The following is an 18,903-nucleotide window of genomic DNA, read 5'->3' on the forward strand; positions in this document are numbered from 1 at the left end:
GTAAGCCGCTTCAACGCTCGACCAGGGCTTGGTCCAGGGTCTTCACCACGGGTTTGAACAGATAACGCAACACCGAACTTTTGCCGGTTTTGACCTCCACCGTGGTGGTCATGCCGGGAATCAGGTCCAGTTGTTCATCGGCCCTTTTCTTGAAGGAACGGTCCCGGGTTTCCACGTGAATGCGGTAATACGTGGTGGGCTCACCCGTGGCTTGGCGTGTGCCCTGATCATCCGTCAAGGTGTCCGGGCTGATGTAGGTGACCACTCCCTCCAGCGTGCCGTAGATTGAGTAATCGTAGGCATCCACCTTGATGTTGGCTGTCATGCCTTTGCGGATGAAGGCAATGTCCGATGGCTTGATTTTCGCCTCGACAATCAAGGCATCGGCGGTGGGTACAATCGTCAGTAATTCATCACCGGGGCGCAACACGGCACCCTTGGTGGTGAAGCGCACATTGCGCACGGCACCGCCCACAGGGGCAGTCAAGCGGGTGTAGTCCAGGCTGGCCTGGCGCTGGTTGACGGTTTGGGAGACTGTGGCCAACTCGTCCTCAGCCTTGGCCAATTCGGCTTGGGCATCCTGAAAATACTTGTTGCGGCGGTTGGTGATCTGGGACTGCAAATCATTGGCTTGCCGTCTCAGGCGAATCACTTCCGTCTTGCTGACATCACCGGTGGCCAATGCTTTTTCATTGAGTACCAACTCTTCCTCTATCAGCTTGAGGGACTTCACCAAAGCCGACACTTCCTCATTCAGGGCTTGTCGGCGTTTCTGGTAGAGGCGGGTTTGTGCCGCAATAATGTCCGGGTATTTCTTGAGCGAATCCGGAAAGGTCATGGGTGTTTCCAGCACCTCGGCACGCAGGCGCACAATGCTGGCCTGAAGGCTGCCTTGCTTGGCCACCACCTCGGCCACCGCTGCACCAGCCTTGGCTGTGTCCAGCGTGGCCAGCAACTGGTTGGGTTTGACCACATCACCCTCGCGCACCAACAGCTCTTCAATCACGCCGCCGTCGGGGGCCTGAACAATCTGGGTTTTCTGGCTGGCGATGATGGCGCCCGTACCACGCGTGACTTGGTCCAACTCCGCCCAAGCCGCCCAACCCAAGGCAATCACCAAGGTCACCAACACGACCCAGATCACAGGGCTGCGCACTGGGGCGGCCTCTTGGTCGGCCTCAAGCACGTCGTACATGCCCGTGGCATTGTTCAACACCACTTCGGTTTTTACATTCAGGCGCTGCAGTTCACCCGCCTTCTTGGTGACCGTCAATTCGGTGCCCGGTGTCTTATCCATGCTTGCTGTCCTGGGCACCGGGAATCTGGGCCAACGGTTTCATCTCGCCACCTTGTTTGCCACGCTTGAGTACGCTGTCGATCGGCCCGTCCATCACCACTTTGTTCTGGTCCACCACAATCACACGGGTCACCAATTCAAGAATTGGCAGCTTGTGAGTGACGACAACCAGGGTTTGATCAGGCCGAATGAATTGCTTCAAGGAACGGATCAGACTCATCTCGTGCTGATGATCCAGCGAGGCGGTCGGTTCATCCAGCAACAGCACTGCAGGTTGCTGGATCAACAGGCGTGACAGCGCCACCATTTGCCGCTGCCCGCCGGAAAGGCCGCGCCCACCCTCGTGAATGGGCAAGCTGATGCCCCGCGGATGGCGGGCAATGAGTTTGTCCACGCCCGTGATCTTGCAGACGTCCATCACATGGTCGTCGGTGGGCTCCTGCAAACCCAGCACCAGGTTATCCCTCAAAGTGCCGTTGAACAAACGGGTGTCCTGAGGCAAATAACCAATCTGGCGGCGCAGTGTGGTGGGTTCCAGAAACGCCATGTCCACATCGCTGTAAAACACCCGCCCCTCGGTGGGTTTGTACAGGCCGGACAACACTTTGAGCAAAGACGTTTTTCCCGAGCCACTGGCCCCAACAATGGCCACACGTTCACCCGGGGCAATGCTGAGTTTGTCCAGCTCGATGGCCAGCACTTTGTCATCCCCATAGGCCAGGCGCACCGCCTCGGCACGCAAGCTGGGGCTGAACTTTTCCATACGCACGGGCGTGGTGTGTTCATCGGGCCCCGCGCTGGGCCGGTTGACCAGGTCGTTGAGCGACTCCAGCGCCGACTTGGCCGAGTTCCAACTGACCGCCATGCCAGCCAGTTGCGACACGGGCGTCAGCACCCGGCTCACGAGAATGGTTGAAGCAATCAAGGCACCCACGGTGATGGTGCCTTGGTCCACCAGAAACACGCCCACCACCACGGTGCTGGCGTAACAAATCTGCTGAATGGATGCGGCCAAGGTGCCCGACAGGTTGGCCAGGGCACGGGTCTGCAAACCGGTGTCGCCCAGCAGGGCACTGAGCTTGAACCACCGCGCACTGAACCACCCTTCCCCGCCTGCGGCTTTGATGGATTCCGCGCCGTCAATCGATTCAATCAGCATGCCGTTTTTGATGCTGGATTCGCGCATGTGCAAGTGCGTCAGCTTGGCCAATGGCCGCTGCACCACAAAGCCGACCAGCATGGTCAAGGGCAGCGCCACCAAAGCCACAACCCCCAGCCAGCCACCAATGGCGAAAATCATCACCAGAAACAGCACGGCGAAAGGCGCGTCAGCAATGACAAACAAGGTAGTTGAGGTCAGGAAGGATTTGACCGATTCGAATTCCCGGATCTGCGAGGCAAAGGTGCCGATGGTGTTGGGGCGGGCATCCATTCGGATACTCATGGCCTTGTTGAAGAAGGTCTGCGACAACTCCAGCTCAATTGCTTTGCCGGTGATGTCGAGCAACTTCACTCGGGCAATTTTCAAGGTTGCTTCCAGGGCCACCGCAATCAGCACCCCAACAAACAGCACCTTCAAAGTGTCGAAAGCGCTGTTGGGAATGACACGGTCATACACCTGCATGGCAAACAGCGAGGTGACCAAGGTGAGGATGTTGATCAGCGAAGAGGCCACCGCCGATTCCACAAATTGCCGGGAACGCCGACGCACCGCTGAAATAAAAATATCCAGTGCCAAGGCCCTGGCGGGTGTGGTGCTCATTGTGCAGCGCCCTTGCCCGCGTCCACGACAGCTTCCAACTGGCCACTGAGCAACAATGCACGGCGCGAGTTGAGCTGCGCATCGGCAGCCGCCGTGGCATAACCCAGCTCGGACTGGTTGGAGTCACGCAGGGCATTAAGCACGTCCAGCCAGGACCGTTTGCCCAACTGGAACTGGCGCAGCATGCTTTGGAAAAAATCATTGTTCAAGCGCAGTACACGCTCCAAATTTCTGGCTTGCGTCAGGTTGGCAGTCAAATCGCTGTACACGGTGGACACGCGCTCGGTCAACTTAAGTTGGGCGGAGCGGATGTCCAACTCAGCCGCAACGGCTTTGGCTTCCGCAGCCTGGGCCACACTGCCAGCCGAGAAACCCGCACCCGGCTGGTATTGCAAGGCGGTGATCAAGCGGTTGTCTGCGTACGGCGTGGGCACATTGGACTCAACCCGTTCGGCACGCAGCACCAGTTGGGGCTTCGTGTTGGCCCACGCCACGGCTGCGTCCTGTTTCAGGGCAATGGACTCAGCCCGCAAGCGCTTCAGGTTGGGGGAATAGGCCAGCGCCTTGGACTGAAAAGCCTCTTCCGAGCGGAAAGGCGCATCGAGTTGGGCTGGCGGCACCACCTGGGCAGCATTCAAGCTGGTCAGGTTCATCAGGGTGTTTCGGGCCTTTTTGACCTGTGCTTCGATCAGGCTGCGGTCGTTCTGGGCTTGGGACAGGCGGGTCTGAGCCAACACCAAGTCGCTTTCACTGCCCACTTCGGCCTTCAGGCGGCGTTCCACCGTGTCGCGCAGGTCGCGGTGTTGATCCACAAAGCGGTTTTGCACTGCCAGCCGGGCTTCAGCCTTGACCACCTCGTAGTACGCGGTCACGGTTTGGTCCATCAAGTCCAGTTGGGCTTCATCAATGGCCACAGTGGCTGCCGACACGCGGCTTTCTGCCGCATCAATGGCCGAGGTGTATCGGCCAAAGGCGTACAGGGGTTGGGTGACGCTGATGCTGGTCTGGTTGCCATTGGATCGGGAACTTCCGCTGATGGCACCCAAGTCGATGGCGGGTGTGGGGTAAAGCCGGTATTCAGCGGCGTCCAGTTCGTAATTCGAGGCGGTCAGTTTCTGACGGGCACTTTGAACACTGGGATGCGTGCGCAGGGCCGACTGCAAGGCAGCCAACAGGTCCACTTGAGGCACTGCCGTGGCTTTGGCCTCGGGCGGGGGGTTTTGCGCATTGTCGCCCACCGCTGGGGGCGGCGGCACCGGGTCGGTCTGCTGGGGCTCCGTTTGTTGCGCCAGGGCTGACGTGGCCAACAACGCCAGTGCGGCGGCCAAGGGCAAAGAGGAGCGTGAACGAGGGGAGAATAAGGCGCGCATGGGGCGATACACGATGGGTGATATAACGGTCGTGTCGGTATACTAACAGCCCCACCGCGACACCTGTTCAACACCGTGCAAACCACCCTCAACGAGTTCGAACGCCTGGCCTTTAACGGGCCTGTGAGCACCGCCCTGGATGTACTGATGGACATTTTGGGCCTGATGGACCAGCACGGCGGCAGCCTGTCGAAACTGCCTTGCGACGGGCTGGTTCTGCCCAGGCAACAACGCCCTGCCGAGGTGGAAGAGGTGTTGGCAGACCGGTTGCGCCAGGCCATGACCACGCTGGTACTTCGGCCCGACTTTGCGCTGGATGACCTTCAGTTCAGAAAGCTGATGCAACGGCACCGATGGATCTGCAGTACCTTTGCCAGTGGCCGCCAGCGTCATGCCGATTCGCTCATTCGCCTCTTGGGCGCCAGCACGGGCGAACTGCACCAAGCCCTGGACATCCACAGCCCCAAACTCAAGGAAGCTTGCCTGCTGTACAGCCTTGAAAGCGACCTCAGCCTGAATTGTGAAGGGCTGTGGGCCTTGAACCCCACGGTGTGCATCAACCTGTTGTTGTCTCTGCTCAGCCCCAGGGTGGCCAGTAGTGCAAACGCCGAGGCCAAACGCAATGTGTTGCTGAACTGGTTGCCCGCCAAAATCGACGCGCTGGCCAACCTCAATGGTTTGCCGCTGGCCCTGTTGCATGACGTGGCCATGCATTGCAGTTATGCCACCTTCGACCAAAAACACACCATACGCGGCAGCATTGCCCGGCTGATCAGGCGTACCTTGCTGAACCCCACCACGGGGTATGCGGACCTTGCCACACCCATTGTGGCCCCTGCACCGGGAACGCTGCCAACCATGCTGGTGCCCGTGGAATGGTTTCACAGCAAGCATTCAATTTACCGCACCCACTCGCTGGCCCTGGAGGCCCTGCGCAGCCACTACCACCTGATCGGTTTTGGCTTTGAAGAGGTGACCGATGCAAGCACCCGGGCCATGTTCGATGAATTCACCAGCCTGAGCTACAACACCCCACTGTTTGACACGCTGGCGGCACTTCAAACCTTGGCCAAACAGGCCAAGCCGCAGGTGCTCTATTACCCCAGTATCGGCATGTTCCAGTACACGCTGTTTGCCAGCACGTTGCGCTTGGCCCCGCTGCAGATCATGGGCACCGGCCACCCGGCCACCTCCGGTTCGCCAGTCATGGACCAAGTGATTGTGGAAGCAGAATGTATCGGCGACGTGGCCTGTTACAGTGAAACCGTGTTGCCGGTGTCTCGCCAGGCCATTCCGTTCAGACCACCCGCTGTGTGGCCACAGCCCTACCCTAAACGCCCGAGGCGGCGCAACAGCGTGAAGGTTGGCGTGATCGGTGCGGTCATGAAAATCAATGCGCCGTTTCTGGCCATGTGTCGCCGTATTCTGGACACCTGCCAAAGTGATGTGGAGTTGGAATTCATACCGGCCTTTGCGCAAGGTGTGGCCTGGTTGCATGTGCGAGAGGACATTGTGCGCATGCTGCCCGAGGCGGTGGTGCACCCCATGATGGAGTTTTCGACCTACCTCGACTGCATTGCGCAACTGGACCTGTTCATCAACCCCTACCCCTTCGGCAACGTGAACACCATTGTCGATTGCGTGGGCCAAGGCGTGCCGGGCGTGTGCCGCACTGGGCGCGAAGTGCATTCCTGTTTCGATGGGGCGCTCTTTGAGCAATTGGGGCTGGGCAGCCAGTGGGTGGCCACCAGCGAAGACGACTACGTAGCCAAGGCCGTGCAGTTGATTGACTCAGCCAGTGAACGGGCGGCCCTGCGTCAGCACATTGTCGAGAGTGGCTATGCCGCCCGTTTGTTTGAAGGCGAGCCAGCGCTGTTCGCGCAGGCCGTGGTGCAAGCGCACCAGGCTGCGGCGGAACGGGCGGGTCAGATCTGAGTCAGGAAGGATTTCACCACGGTTGCGGTCTCGGCCGGGGCTTCAACCATGGGCATGTGGCCCAGTTCGGGGAACAGGTGAACCTGAATACCCGGTACGCCTTTTTGCCACACCTGCACCGAGCTGACATCCAGAAGCTCATCCTTTGAGCCCCAGATCAAGAGGAAAGGCACTTTGATCTCGCGCAGGCGTTTGTCCAGCATGTCCTTGCCGCGGAAATCCTGAACGATTCGGGCCAACTCGGGTCGGCGTTCCTGATACGTCTGGGCCATGCCGTCCAACACAAACCGGGGCAGGTAGGGCGGCTTGGCCATGGTCATGCCGTAGAACTCCACAAACTCATCGGCGTTATGCACTTCAAAAGGGTTGCGGCCCTTGGCCAGCATGCGCTCCATTTTGCTGGGCGTGGGGGACACCACACCGGCTGGGTCAATGGCGACTACGCTGAGCACTTGGTCAGGTGCAGTCAAGCCCAGATAGGCGGCAATGAAACCGCCCATGGAGTTGCCAATCACATGAAAGTTCATGACATGCATGGCCTCCATCAAGGCCAGCACATGCTGGCTTTGCGAAGGCACGCTGTACTGCCAGTCATCCCGATAACCGGTTTCCCCGTGGCCCAACAGGTCCGGAATGATGACGTGGTAACGGTCCACCAGTGTGCTGGCAAAACGAGGCCACACATCCTTGTCCGCACTGTAGCCATGCAACAGCACCAAGGTGGGGTTGGCGGGGTTACCGCCCTCGTACACCCGGTAGGGCACATCGCCGACCTGCACGGTTTTTTCTGTCAAACCATGAATTCGGGCTTCCAGTTGCCCGCCCACCGCCATAGCCACCTGGCCGATGCGCGGGTAGGTGTTGGCATTCCAGAGGGCCAGGCCACTGACCAAAGCCAGGGCAAGGACAAGAACTAATCGGGTTGTTTTGCTCATGCTGCTTAACTGAATGTGTGATGCTGGGGTTTGAATCGCTTGGCCATCATTCGGTAGGTGAAACTGAAACCGGGGAACATGGCAATGACATGGCCGCTTTTGCTTTGGTACCAGCTGTTGCAGCCACCGGTCTTCCACACGGTTTTGTTCATCTCGCTGTGGATCATCTGGGTGTAATCGGCTTCCGCTTCCGGCTTGACGGCAATGGCTTTTTTGCCGGACTTGCGCAGGGCCTCAATGCTTTTCATGATGTAGTTCATCTGCGCCTCAATCACGAAAATCGCGGAGGTGTGGCCAATCCCGGTGTTGGGGCCGGTCACAATGAACAGGTTGGGGAAGCTGGGCACAGTGGTGCCCAGGTAGGCCCGCGGAAACTCTTTCCACACGTCAGCCAAGGCCTTGCCGCCCTGCCCTTTCACGGGGTAGGAAATCACGCCGTCAGTGGCGTCATAGCCGGTGGAATACACGATGAGGTCCAGGTCAACCTGCTCGCCGCTGCGGGTTTGAATCCCGGTTTCATTGATGCTGCCAATGCCGTCGTTCTTGTCATGCAGGGTGACGTTGGGGCGGCAATACGCGGGGTACAGGGTGTTGCTCAAAATGATGCGCTTGCAGCCGATGGTGAAATCGGGGGTGACTTTGCGGCGCAGTTCCGGGTCGGGAATCTGCCGTTCAATGTGCTTGAGCGCACTGCGCTGGGCCACAAAATACAGCATGGCTTTGGAATACTTGAAGCCCACCACGCGGCTTTCCAGCGCCCAGTAAATGCCGGCGCGCAATGCTTTGTAAATGGGCTTGATGCGCAGCAGTGCGCGCTCAAACCGGTTGAAGGTTTTGTCCGGGCGGGGCAATACCCAGTGCGGGCTGCGCTGGAACACATGCAGGTGCCCTACTTTCGGTGCAATCGCAGGAATCACCTGCGCTGCACTGGCGCCGCTGCCGATGATGGCCACTCGCTTGCCGCTCAGGTCAATGCTGTGGTCCCAGTTGTTGGTGTGAAAGGTGGTGCCTTTGAAAGTGTCGCGCCCCGGAAAATTGGGGATCACCGGGGTGCTCAAAGGGCCGGAAGCGTTGATCAGAATGCGGGCCGCAATGGTGCCCTGTTGTGCGGTTTCAATCATCCACAGGCTCTGGGCTTCATCCCAGTTCACAGACACCACATTGCAATTGGTCTGGGTTTTGGCGCGCAGGCCGTATTTGTTGATCACGTGGTTGGTGTATTGCTGAAGTTCTGCCTGTTCAGCAAACATCTGAGACCAATCGTAGGGCTCGTGGGAGATGGAATACAGGGGCGACTGCACATCCACCGCCGCGCCGGGGTAGCTGTTCTGGCACCAGGTGCCCCCCATGAAGTCCCGGCGTTCCAGAATCAGAAAGTCATCAATGCCGCGCTTGATCAGATTGATGGCTGCGCATTGGCCGCCAAAGCCGCTGCCGATGATGACGACGTGATGTGTATTCATGAGTGCTCCCCTGTGTCCTGTCGGGTGGTTGTTATCAAGCCAGACCGGAACCTGTCAATCTGACTACATCTGTTGTCACTTTACATCTGATGTAAGGTGTAGTCAAATACCAAAAACAGGAGAACACCATGGCCAATGCCACAGCCTACCGGGTTTATGGGGGCGAATCTGCCGAAGACCGAGTCCAGAAGCGCCAAGAGCAGTTTTTAGATGCAGGCCTCCAATTGTTCGGCACCGTGGGTTACAAGGGCACCTCAGTGCGCGCGCTGTGCCGGGAAGCCAAGCTGACGGACCGCTATTTCTACGAATCATTCGAATCCGTGGAAGATGTGCTGATCGGTGTGTACGAACGTGAAACCCAGCGCATTGTCATTGAGGTGTTGCAGGCGATTGGCAACCCCACTGAAGGCGCGTCCATTGAAGTGGTGGCCCGCCCTGCCCTGACCGCGCTGTTCAAGCTGACCCAAAACCCCCATGTGTGCCGCACCGTGTGGTTTGAAACACTCGGGGTGAGCGACCGGGTGAACCAGGTGTACCAAAGCACCACGCATGAGTTTGGAGAAATGCTGTTGTTGATGATCCGCAACCTTTATCCGGCCGTGAGAACCAACACCGTGAAAGATGAGTTGCTGGTGATGGGCATTGTGGGTGCAATCAACCAAACGGTGATGACTTGGTACATCAGTGGCTACACCCACTGCATCGATGATTTGGTGGATGTGAATGTGATGTTGCTCGAAGGCGTGGCGCAACGCATGCAAACCCCAGCCTGAGCCCGGCCGCTGTGGTACAACACTGAGTGTTGTGTCCACCATTTTGCCGGAGCTGTTGATGATCAAAGCCTACGCCGCATTCGAGCCCAAGGGCCCCCTGAAACCATTTGAATATGACCCGGGCCCCTTGGGTGCCTTTGATGTCGAGATTGATGTGGACCATTGCGGCATTTGCCACAGTGACCTGAGCATGATCGACAATGAATGGGGCTTTACCCAATACCCGCTGGTGCCCGGCCATGAAGTGATTGGACGAATTCGAGCCGTGGGCAGCCATGTGAGCCACCTGGCCATTGGTGATGTGGTGGGCCTGGGCTGGCATGCCGCTTACTGCATGACTTGCCGCAGTTGCATGGGTGGCGACCACAACCTGTGCGGCAGCGCACAGGCCACCATTGCAGGCCACCACGGGGGTTTTGCTGAACAGGTGCGGGCGCAGGCGGCCGCTGTGGTGAAGCTGCCCGAAGGGGTAGACCCTGCCAAGGCAGGCCCGCTGTTTTGCGGCGGCATTACCGTGTTCAACCCCTTGGTGCAGTTCAATGTGAAACCCACTGACCGGGTTGGCGTCATCGGCATCGGTGGCTTGGGCCACATGGCGTTGCAGTTTCTCAATGCCTGGGGCTGTGAGGTCACCGCGTTCACCTCATCACCCGACAAGGAAAAAGAGGCGCTGGAACTGGGTGCACACCACACCCTGAACAGCAAAGACGCCAAAGCCCTTAAAAATGCGGCTGGGCGCTTTGACCTGTTGCTGTCCACCGTGAATGTGAAGCTGAACTGGAATGCCTACATCAGCACCTTGGCCCCCAAAGGGCGCTTGCACTTTGTGGGCGCAACCCTGGAGCCCTTGGACATTGGCGCGTTTTCCCTGATTGGCGGGCAGCGCAGTGTGTCAGGCTCGCCCGTGGGTAGCCCCACCGTGATTGCCCAAATGCTGGACTTTGCCGCTCACCATGACTTGGCACCCGTGGTGGAACACTTCAAGTTTGACCAGATCAATGAGGCGATTGACCGCCTGCGCAATGGCAGCCCGCGCTTCCGGGTGGTGCTCAGCCGCTGAGTTGACGTGTGAGTCGATTGAATCAGGCGGCGGGAATCACGTACAAACCGATTACCGCCGCATGACAGGCTGCACCAGCAGCCACAAACACATGCCAGATGGCGTGGGTGAACTTCACTTTTTTGGCCGCGTAAAACCCGGCCCCCACCGTGAAACACAAGCCGCCGGCCAGCAACAGCCAAAACCCGCTGCGGTCCATGGCCTCCCACAAGTCCTTGATCAGCACGATGGACGACCAGCCCATCAGCAAATAGGTGATCAACGAAATACGCTTGAAGCGGTTGATGAAGAAGGTCTTGAAGGCAATGCCCGCCGCTGCCAGGCCCCACACCACCCACAACAGAATGGTGGCCGAAAGGCTGTGCAAGATGAGCATCAACATGGGCGTGTAGGTGCCCGCAATCAGCAGGTAAATGGCGCAGTGGTCCAAGCGTTTGAACAAGTCCTTGCGCTTGGGGTTGCTGACGCTGTGGTACAGCGTTGAGGCCAAAAACAGCCCAATGAGGCTGGCGCAATACACCCACAGACCGAACAACTGGCCAGTGGTCAGCACAGCCCATGCCTTGTTCAGCAACCACACACTGGCAGCCACCGAGGCAGCAGCCGCCAAGCCATGTGACCAGGCATTGGCCCGCTCTTCAGCGGGTGAATAAGGGGCCAACACCTTGCTCATGCTTTACCGGTCGTCCTCTTCCTTGGCGCTTGGGCTGATGAACACGTTCAGGTCAGCCAATTGACCATCGGCCAATTGGGTTTTCACCACCAAAGTGAAGGGCTCATTTTGCTTGGTGGGCACACGGCCCAGAATCACTCCCTGCTCAGCGTCGTACTTGATCCAGTTGGGCGGTGCAGAACCGTCCACCATGGTCACGCCTTTCACCTGCTGTTTGCCAACGAGGGCATTCAGGTCAATGCTGAATGGCATGCGGTAAGCCACCTGAACCAACACTGGCGCATCGAAACGTACGCTGGTTTGTGAACCATCGATGAAGGCTGCCTTGCTGATGGGAAACTGCGGCAAGGGCGTATCCCCGTAGGCGGCATACACCACAGGCACCGCACCGATATTCTGCACATCGGTCATGCTGGTGGTGGGCGTTTGGCTGCCGCCGGTGGCCATGCCTGAACCCACACCGCCGTTCTGACGGATGGCGTCGTTGGGGTTCACCACCACGGCGTCGGTGATGTAACCGTTACCGGCCTCCAACACCTGGCTGGGCGTGTATTGGTCATACCGCGTGGCGAAGCGGCGGAAGTTGGGTTGCAAACCACCGAGACGGTCTTGCAGGGTCAAGTTGCTGTCGTAAATCAGCCAGCGGCCTGTGGCCGGGTTGATCACATTGGCACCGGCCAGGTTGGTAAAGGCTTTGTCTGCAGCCAACACCAATTGAGCGTTGTTGGCCGACACAGTTGTGCCAGCTTGCAAGGTGAGGTTGCCGGCGGTACGCACCTGAAGGTCCGACGTCGCGCTCAAGCCTGTGGAGATACTCACGGTCTGTACGCTGGTGTCCACCGCCGAATAAATGTCGCCTTTGCCCTGAATTGAACCCGCCAATGCAGCGAACTGGTTCTGCCGGTTGGTCAAAGTGACATTGCCGCCTTGAGTGACCAGTTGCGCCGATGTGGTTTTCACATTCGCTGTGGACTGCTGGGTGACATTGCCCGTGCTGTTGAGCAGGAATTGTTGGGTGTCCACACCACTGACCGTGGTGTTGGGGGTGGGCAGTACGGTCGTCAATGTTGCAAAGCGTACACCCGAGGAGTCGGTCAGCGTCACATTCGAGGCCTTGGCTGCAAACTGACCCACATCATTGCCAGAGTTGCTCAACACAACGTTGCCTGTAGCCACAATGGCAGCTAGGGCTGCGGTGACCGAGTTGTTCTGGGTCAGATCACCAACAACCTGCAAAGCCAGTTGTTTGTCAGTCGTGGGCACGGAGCTTACGCCGACAGCCACACCATTGATGGTCTGCCCATTGGCTTGGTTGGTTGCACTGCCGATGGACAGGTTCTGGTTGTTGACCAAAGTCAAACTGTCTGACGTTGAAGCAGCCAGAGTGTTGATGACGTTGTTTTCGGTGAGGGTAATGTTACCGCCAGTGGTCTGCAACGCAGCCACATTGGCGGTTAGTGTCGCCCCAGTTTGCTGGGTCAACCCACCTGCAGAGGTGCTGGTGCCGCTGTTGATGGACACCTGCCCTGTCGCTGCTGCCGTCGAAATACCAGCCTGCGCCGTGGTGGACGCATCCAGGTTGGTTCGGGTGAGGTTGGCCAACTGGATGGCTTTGGTGCTGTTCAGCGCCACATTCTGGTTGGCTGCGTTGGCCTTGACCGCCACTGTGCTGAGTTCGTTCAGCACGTTGTTCAGGGTCACGTTGCCAGAGGCTGCATCAACATACAAACCACCGGGGTTGGTCAGCTTACCGGTGGCGTCTGCATTCTGGGTCACTTGGGCTGCACTCACCAGGGTCACCTGCCCCGTGGCATTGATGCCGCTCAAGGTGTCTACGTTGGCGCTTTGTCCAACCACTTCAGCGATGTTGGTTCCACCTGCGTTGGTGTTCTTCACATGCACTGTGCCATTGGCAGTGGCCGCCGCAAGGTTCAGGAAGCTGTTGTCGCCACGCAATGAAATGTTGCTGTTGGCCGCTGTACCCGTTGCGCGGGCAGACAAGCCGTTGGACGTGATGACAGACCCTGTGTTTTGCGCGATGCTGGTGGCCCGCAGACGAACGTCACCTTGACCCGATGCGGTGAGATCACCCTCGTTGCCTGCGGGTGTGGTGACCCCGAGGGTCAAAGTGCCATTGGCCGTGTTCAAGGCAATGTCCGCGTTGTCAGCGGCGTTGTCAGCCGTCAGTTTGGAGGCGATGGTGATGTTTCCACCCGTGGTGGCGTTGGCCACAATGTCGCCTTCACCGGATGTGACATTACCACTGACGGCGATGTTGCCATTGGTGGTTTTGATTGACACCGCTCCGCCTGTGGCGGTGATGGTGGCTGCAGCGGTGCTGGAAAACGCACCAGTTCCACCGTTGATGGCCACATCCACATTTTTGTTGGCCAATACAGCAGCCGCCAGCGCAATGTTGCCTGCGGCTGTCGACAGGCTGATATTCCCGGTGCTGCTGGTCAGTGTTGCCGCGCTGGTGGTGGTGATGTCGCCAGCCCCAGTGGTGACTGCTGCACTGATGTTGCCATTGGCCTGAACGGTAGCGCCCAATGCAATGTTGCCGGTGTGTGCACTCAGGTTAATGTTGCCATTGTTGGACAAAAGATCAGCCGTTGATGCTGTCGAAATACCACCCGATGCGGCGGATACAGTCGCCGAAACATTGCCATTCGCTGTCACATCCGCTGCCAGAGCAATATTGCCGCTGACGGTGGACAGGGCCACATCACCCTCTGTTGAAGTCAGCGTGCCCGCGGTGGTGGTGCTGATATCGCCCGCACCAGTGCTCACGGTGGCGGCCAGGTTGCCGTCGGATGTCACTGCCTTGGACACGGTGATGTTGCCACCCGTTGTGCTCAACGTTGCGGTGGGTGTAGCACCTGCACCGGCGCCATCGGACGCCAGCACTGCACCTTGCACATCCAACACACCAGTGGTGGTGGACAGGCTTACATTGCCGGTGGCCGAGAGCGCATTGTTGATGTTGATGTCAGGGTTGTTGTCGACATCTGCAACAGTCAGACTGGCGTTTGCACCTGTGACATTCAAGGTGACGTCACGGGCTGTACCCTGCGCACGCACACCGGTCACGTTTTTCAAACCCACTGGGGTGCTGGCATTGTTTTGGGTGTTGACTGCATCAACGCGCATGGCGGTTTGGTTATTCACCGCCACAGAACCGTCGGTGGTCAGCGCAGCCAATTTGTTGATCTGGTTGCTTGAACTGGCCGTCAGCGCAACGTTGCCCGTTACCTCGGCGGCCAGGCCACCCACTTGAATGGGTGCCGTGGCAGTTTGTGTCAGGCCGCCGTTCAAATTCTGGATGTAAACATGACCAGCCTCGGCCACGGTGCGGTCGCTGACCAAACCGTTGACTGTGGTGCCAGCCGTAGCGCCACTGGCGGCAGCCGGAATGGTCAAGCTGTCGATGGTGATGTCGGCATTGGTAGTGGCTGCGCGCACTAAAGACAGATCGCCCTGCCCTGTGCTCATGTCCACTGCGAGTTTGGTGAACTCATTGCCCGTCAACGTCAGGTCGGAATTGTCCTGAGCCCGAACAATCAAGTCAGCCGCACTGATGGTGCCCACGCCCGACTGATTGATGGCGTTGCCACGCTGACCTGTGGCCAGGGTTTCACCCAAAGCCGACAAGTTGACCAGCCCTTGCGGGTTGTTCAGTTTCTGGGTGATGGTCAAGTCGGCATTACTGCCGTTGGTTGACACCGACAGGAAACGGTTGGGCACAACGGCGTTTGCATTGCTGGCTGTGTTGGCCTTTTGGGTGTCAACACCATTCAAGGTTGAGGCGGCTACCGAGTCGCCTTGGAAGTTGCGCCCTACCGAACCCACAGTCAACGCTTGCGCATTGTTGATGGACACGTTGCCATTGGTTCGCGCGGCCACGGTGCCCAATTGGTTGGGGCCAAGCAGCAAGACATCATTGCCTGAATCCACACGCAGGTTGGTGGCATTGATGGATGCCCCGGTGGTTTGAACCACACCAGCAGCGGTTTCAATGTTCAGCGTGCGGTCTGCGCCAGGCGATGTACCAATGCCACGCACGGTCAGGTTGCTGTTGATGGCTACATTGCCACCGCCAGTGGCCATACCACCGCGGGCCAACAGGTTCAAGGGGTCACGAACCGTGGTTGCACCGTTCACGGCAATGGTTTTGCTGGTTTCACCACGAGCAACAGGGCCATTCACGTCACCAAATTGACCGATGTTGATTTCACCGGCACCGGGAATGAACACCGCATTCGTGCCCGAGAAAATCTCACTGGCCAGGTACAAAGGCTTGTCGGGCATCGCCACATTGTCGGACGACGGAGGTGTGGGCTCGGTGCCACCAATTTGAATGTCGACATCATGCAGGGAACGGATGTTGACCTGCCCGGTGTTCAAATCAACGCCATTGCGTTGCGTGGTTACACGCAGCCGGTTGGTGGAGTTGTTGATGAACTTCATGGTATCGCCAACCAGGTTGACGTTGCCGGTGAAGGTATCGCCAGTGGCGGCACGCGCCAAGGTTTGATCACGCCGCTGACCGATCGCAATATCGTCACCACTGGTGGTGATGGCGTAGCTGGAGGTTTTGCCGCCGGTCTGCCCAATCAAGGTGATGTCACCGGTCTTGGAGGTCACTTGGGTGTCTGAATCCTTCATACGAACACCCACGTTTTCACCCACGTTGACGTTGTTGCCACCGCCACCCAGGCCTTTGATGACAATGTCGCCGTCCACAGTGCGCACATTTGCGCCGCGGCTTAGTTCGACACCGTTGTAGCTGGCACCTGCTTGGGCCACGTTAGTCACACCCGATGCATCGCCGACGATGGTGATGTTACCGCTGCCGGCCGCCAACAGGTTGACTGCCGCAGTGCCACCGCTGCCAATCAGAACGGCATCCTTGGGGGCGCCGCCGGAGGTGGAAGTCACTTGACCATCCACCAGAATGTTTTGAGTCCCGGAATTGAGGACAGAAGTGCCAAACAGGCGAACCGCCGTACCGCCGGAACCATCGTCCAACGGGGAAGCGCCACGCAAGGTGATGTTGCCGCCGCCGGTGATGGTCGGCCCAGTGCTTACGGAACTTTCCAGCACCGTGTTCTGCAAGAGGATACCGTCAGTATTCTGCTCACCCGACACGCCCCAGGCGCGGCCCGTGGGGGTGGATGCACCGCCCAAGGTGATGTTTCCACCGAAGGTTTGAACGTTCACGCCGCGCTGCCCTTCCAACGCAATACCGCCCGAGAACTGATCCAGCGAGTTGCTGTTCAAAGCCACATTGATCTGCTTGTTCACGGGTGCGGACGTGCCGTCCAGCGAACCCAGAATATCGCGATCCAACACGCGAATGGACCGTTCGGAATTGATGGTCAAATTGGATGCGGTGTTGTTCACCGCAGTGGCGGTGCCTTTAACAATGTCAAAGGTGCTTTGCAGGTAATTCGAAATGCCGGATGCGCCGAAACCACCGACGTTAATGACGGTGTTGGTGGCATTCAACACCAGGGCCGGCCGAATGGTGCCCGGGGCGCTGAAGGTGAGCACAGCACCGCCATCATTTTTAAGGAATACCGATTGGGTACCCGCCAAGCCAGCCACTGTGTCGCCCAAGGCGACAGTGCTTGGGCCGTTGATGGTCAAGCTGCGAAGTGGGGTTGTACCAGTTCCGATATCGCCCTTGAAGGTCACCGCGCCAGACTGGTTCACGGTGCCGTTGGACAAACCGGTGGTGTTCAAGGTCAACGCCAAAGGCACGCCGCCGGTGCCCAGCGAATCGACCAGTTTGTTGAACAAAATGTTGCCACCCACGGAAATGGCGTTGCCACCACCGTCCCGCACCGATTGGGTATCCAGCGTGACAGGGTCGGAACCGATCAGGCGCACCGCTTCATTGAAAGTGATATTACCTGACGGGTTGGACGCTGGAACACCGTTGTTGGGTTGTGCCACCGAGGTGGAAATGGGGCGAGCAAAAGCCAGGTTGACTGCTTTGTCAAAGACCACGTCACCGCCGTTGGTGCTGATGCTGCCGAACAGCGTGACGTTGCCACCAGTGCCGCCATTGAAAGTGACATTCAAGGAACTGGTGACACCGCTGTTGGGTGCGTCAGTGGCGGAAATCTGGCGGGACTGGGAGACTGTACCGAGATTGATGTTCCCCGGCGCTGTGAAAGTCAGCGATGATTCCGCACCGGCTGTTTTAGAGATATCAGCCTCGATGTTGATGCCGACTGTGCCCATGACCGTGACATTCGCACCGGTGTTCAGGGCGTTTGAAATGGTGGTTGCGTCTACCGTGTTGACACCGTCAGTCGCATTGGTCGCAGCAGGTGCACCGGCTGCAATGGTGATGGTGGTTGGGTCGAGCAGCCACTCGCCATGCTTACCGCTGGCCGCGCTCACATCAACGATGGCTGACGAATTCAGCAGACCGCGGGAGGAGGTTTCAACCAGACCGCCCTTTCCAGCCCCAGCACCTTTGGCTTCGATGGCACCAGCCACATTGCTTCGCTGCTCGGACCAAACCACCGCTGTACCACCCTCACCGTCTGCGGTGGCGCTGGCGTTTACACGCGCAGTGCTGGCCAGTGTAGTGGTATTGGCGTTGTTCAGTTTGGCATTCTTGCCTTGGAAACCACCGCCAATTTCAATGTAACCCTGCCCTTTACCACCCGACGCATTCACCTGGCCTTTGACGGTGACATCGCCAGCCGTGGCGGAGATACGACCGCCTTTGTCGCCAGCGCCAGTGCCCATGGCCAGAGTTTGGCCATCCAGCACCAGCTTGCCTTGGGGGCCGCCGTCAATCCAGATTTCGCCGTTGCGTTCAGCCATGGTATTGGCCCGCACAACACCACTCTGGTTAATGCCAGAGTTGGATGCGAGATCACCCGCCTGACGGGCCGTCATCCAGATTTTTCCGCCATCGGCCAACAGCGAACCGCTGTTGTCAATCTGCGCCTGTGCAACGCCGCCGTCCACATTCACACTGATCAACCCACCCTGCCCCAGTTCCAGGCGCACCTTGTCGCCTGCTGCCAAGGCAATCTGGCCGCCATCGGCGCGAATGGTGCCCTGGTTCTCCACCTGAGGAGCCACCAGCGCAACCAGTCCGCCCTCGCGGGCGATGATCTCACCGAAGTTGCGCACAGCGCCTGCACCTGAACCTTGGTTCAAGGCGAATTTGCCGGAGAGGATGTCCTGATCACTCAATTTCAGCGACGAAGCCACCAAGCCGCCCACGTTCACCTGTGCCGTGCGGCCAAACACGATGCCGTTGGGGTTGAGCAGGAAGAGTTGACCGTTGGCGGACAACTGACCAAAAATCTGGGAAGGGTCCGCACCCACAACACGACCCACTGCAATTGCACTGGTGCTGGGCTGCAGGAACTTCACTGCAGCCGATGCACCAATGTTGAACGTGTCGAATTGCGTGAACAGGTTTTGCGAGCCCTGAGTGATGCTCATCGTGTTGCCGATCGACGAAATACTCCCAATACCGGAAGTCACCGTACCGCCTGTAGGCAAGGCATTGGCCGCCAGTGGGTTGGCCTGCGACTGGTTGCCTGCAAACAGGGAGGCGATCAGGAGACCCAGGATCCGTGGTGTATGTGCTGTAGTTTTCAT

10 protein-coding genes are annotated in these 18,903 nt (G+C 58.5%); 3 read left to right on the forward strand and 7 right to left on the reverse strand.

Annotated features, from left to right (window positions below; genetic code table 11):
• Window positions 1-10: 10 nt before the first annotated feature.
• The 3 genes from ACK4FF_RS09715 to ACK4FF_RS09725 are packed head-to-tail and all read right to left on the reverse strand — an operon-like array spanning window position 11 to window position 4,429.
• Window positions 11-1,297 carry an HlyD family type I secretion periplasmic adaptor subunit gene (locus ACK4FF_RS09715; protein ID WP_409708131.1) on the reverse strand — a complete coding sequence of 429 codons (1,287 nt, stop codon included), beginning with the start codon at window positions 1,295-1,297 and terminating at the stop codon, window positions 11-13.
• A complete protein-coding gene (locus ACK4FF_RS09720; protein WP_409708134.1) occupies window positions 1,290-3,059 on the reverse strand; it encodes an ATP-binding cassette domain-containing protein in 1,770 nt (589 codons plus the stop codon). The genes ACK4FF_RS09715 and ACK4FF_RS09720 overlap by 8 nt, the downstream gene beginning before the upstream one ends.
• Window positions 3,056-4,429 (reverse strand): TolC family protein, encoded by a 1,374-nt coding sequence (locus ACK4FF_RS09725; protein ID WP_409708137.1) that lies wholly within the window; start codon window positions 4,427-4,429, stop codon window positions 3,056-3,058. Before ACK4FF_RS09725 ends, ACK4FF_RS09720 begins: the two co-directional genes overlap by 4 nt.
• A 75-nt stretch (window positions 4,430-4,504) precedes the next feature.
• Between ACK4FF_RS09725 and ACK4FF_RS09730 the strand changes: the two genes are divergently transcribed.
• Window positions 4,505-6,364: a hypothetical protein gene (locus ACK4FF_RS09730; RefSeq protein WP_409708140.1), complete on the forward strand. Its 1,860-nt coding sequence runs from the start codon at window positions 4,505-4,507 to the stop codon at window positions 6,362-6,364.
• Here the strand turns inward: ACK4FF_RS09730 and ACK4FF_RS09735 are convergent.
• Window positions 6,355-7,299, reverse strand: coding sequence for an alpha/beta fold hydrolase (locus tag ACK4FF_RS09735; protein ID WP_409708143.1), 945 nt, complete (start codon window positions 7,297-7,299; stop codon window positions 6,355-6,357). The two genes, ACK4FF_RS09730 and ACK4FF_RS09735, sit on opposite strands and share 10 nt — an antisense overlap.
• Before the next feature lie 5 nt (window positions 7,300-7,304).
• Window positions 7,305-8,762, reverse strand: a complete 1,458-nt coding sequence (locus ACK4FF_RS09740) for a flavin-containing monooxygenase (RefSeq protein ID WP_409708146.1) — start codon at window positions 8,760-8,762, stop codon at window positions 7,305-7,307.
• Window positions 8,763-8,890: 128 nt separating this feature from the next.
• On the opposite strand from ACK4FF_RS09740, the gene ACK4FF_RS09745 reads away from it, so the two are divergent.
• On the forward strand, window positions 8,891-9,535 hold the full coding sequence (locus ACK4FF_RS09745; protein WP_409708149.1) for a TetR/AcrR family transcriptional regulator: 645 nt from the start codon (window positions 8,891-8,893) through the stop codon (window positions 9,533-9,535).
• A gap of 58 nt (window positions 9,536-9,593) precedes the next feature.
• Window positions 9,594-10,595: an NAD(P)-dependent alcohol dehydrogenase gene (locus ACK4FF_RS09750; RefSeq protein WP_409708153.1), complete on the forward strand. Its 1,002-nt coding sequence runs from the start codon at window positions 9,594-9,596 to the stop codon at window positions 10,593-10,595.
• A gap of 22 nt (window positions 10,596-10,617) precedes the next feature.
• Here ACK4FF_RS09750 and trhA read toward each other — a convergent pair whose 3' ends face one another.
• Both trhA and ACK4FF_RS09760 read right to left on the reverse strand, forming a co-directional pair.
• Window positions 10,618-11,268 carry a PAQR family membrane homeostasis protein TrhA gene (gene trhA / locus ACK4FF_RS09755; RefSeq protein WP_409708155.1) on the reverse strand — a complete coding sequence of 217 codons (651 nt, stop codon included), beginning with the start codon at window positions 11,266-11,268 and terminating at the stop codon, window positions 10,618-10,620.
• A gap of 3 nt (window positions 11,269-11,271) precedes the next feature.
• Entirely contained in the window at window positions 11,272-18,903 is a 7,632-nt protein-coding gene (locus ACK4FF_RS09760; protein WP_409708158.1) for a filamentous hemagglutinin N-terminal domain-containing protein, read from the reverse strand.

It is taken from the genome of Limnobacter sp. (assembly GCF_046297615.1).
Lineage (GTDB): Bacteria > Pseudomonadota > Gammaproteobacteria > Burkholderiales > Burkholderiaceae_B > Limnobacter.

What these genes read in the sequence shown, in the direction of transcription:
- ACK4FF_RS09740 (WP_409708146.1), bottom strand. Translation starts at nt 8,762, where the DNA reads ATGAATACACATCACGTCGTCATCATCGGCAGCGGCTTTGGCGGCCAA.
- ACK4FF_RS09715 (WP_409708131.1), bottom strand. Translation starts at nt 1,297, where the DNA reads ATGGATAAGACACCGGGCACCGAATTGACGGTCACCAAGAAGGCGGGT.
- ACK4FF_RS09725 (WP_409708137.1), bottom strand. Translation starts at nt 4,429, where the DNA reads ATGCGCGCCTTATTCTCCCCTCGTTCACGCTCCTCTTTGCCCTTGGCC.
- ACK4FF_RS09745 (WP_409708149.1), top strand. Translation starts at nt 8,891, where the DNA reads ATGGCCAATGCCACAGCCTACCGGGTTTATGGGGGCGAATCTGCCGAA.
- ACK4FF_RS09735 (WP_409708143.1), bottom strand. Translation starts at nt 7,299, where the DNA reads ATGAGCAAAACAACCCGATTAGTTCTTGTCCTTGCCCTGGCTTTGGTC.
- ACK4FF_RS09720 (WP_409708134.1), bottom strand. Translation starts at nt 3,059, where the DNA reads ATGAGCACCACACCCGCCAGGGCCTTGGCACTGGATATTTTTATTTCA.
- ACK4FF_RS09750 (WP_409708153.1), top strand. Translation starts at nt 9,594, where the DNA reads ATGATCAAAGCCTACGCCGCATTCGAGCCCAAGGGCCCCCTGAAACCA.
- ACK4FF_RS09760 (WP_409708158.1), bottom strand. Translation starts at nt 18,903, where the DNA reads ATGAAAACTACAGCACATACACCACGGATCCTGGGTCTCCTGATCGCC.
- trhA (WP_409708155.1), bottom strand. Translation starts at nt 11,268, where the DNA reads ATGAGCAAGGTGTTGGCCCCTTATTCACCCGCTGAAGAGCGGGCCAAT.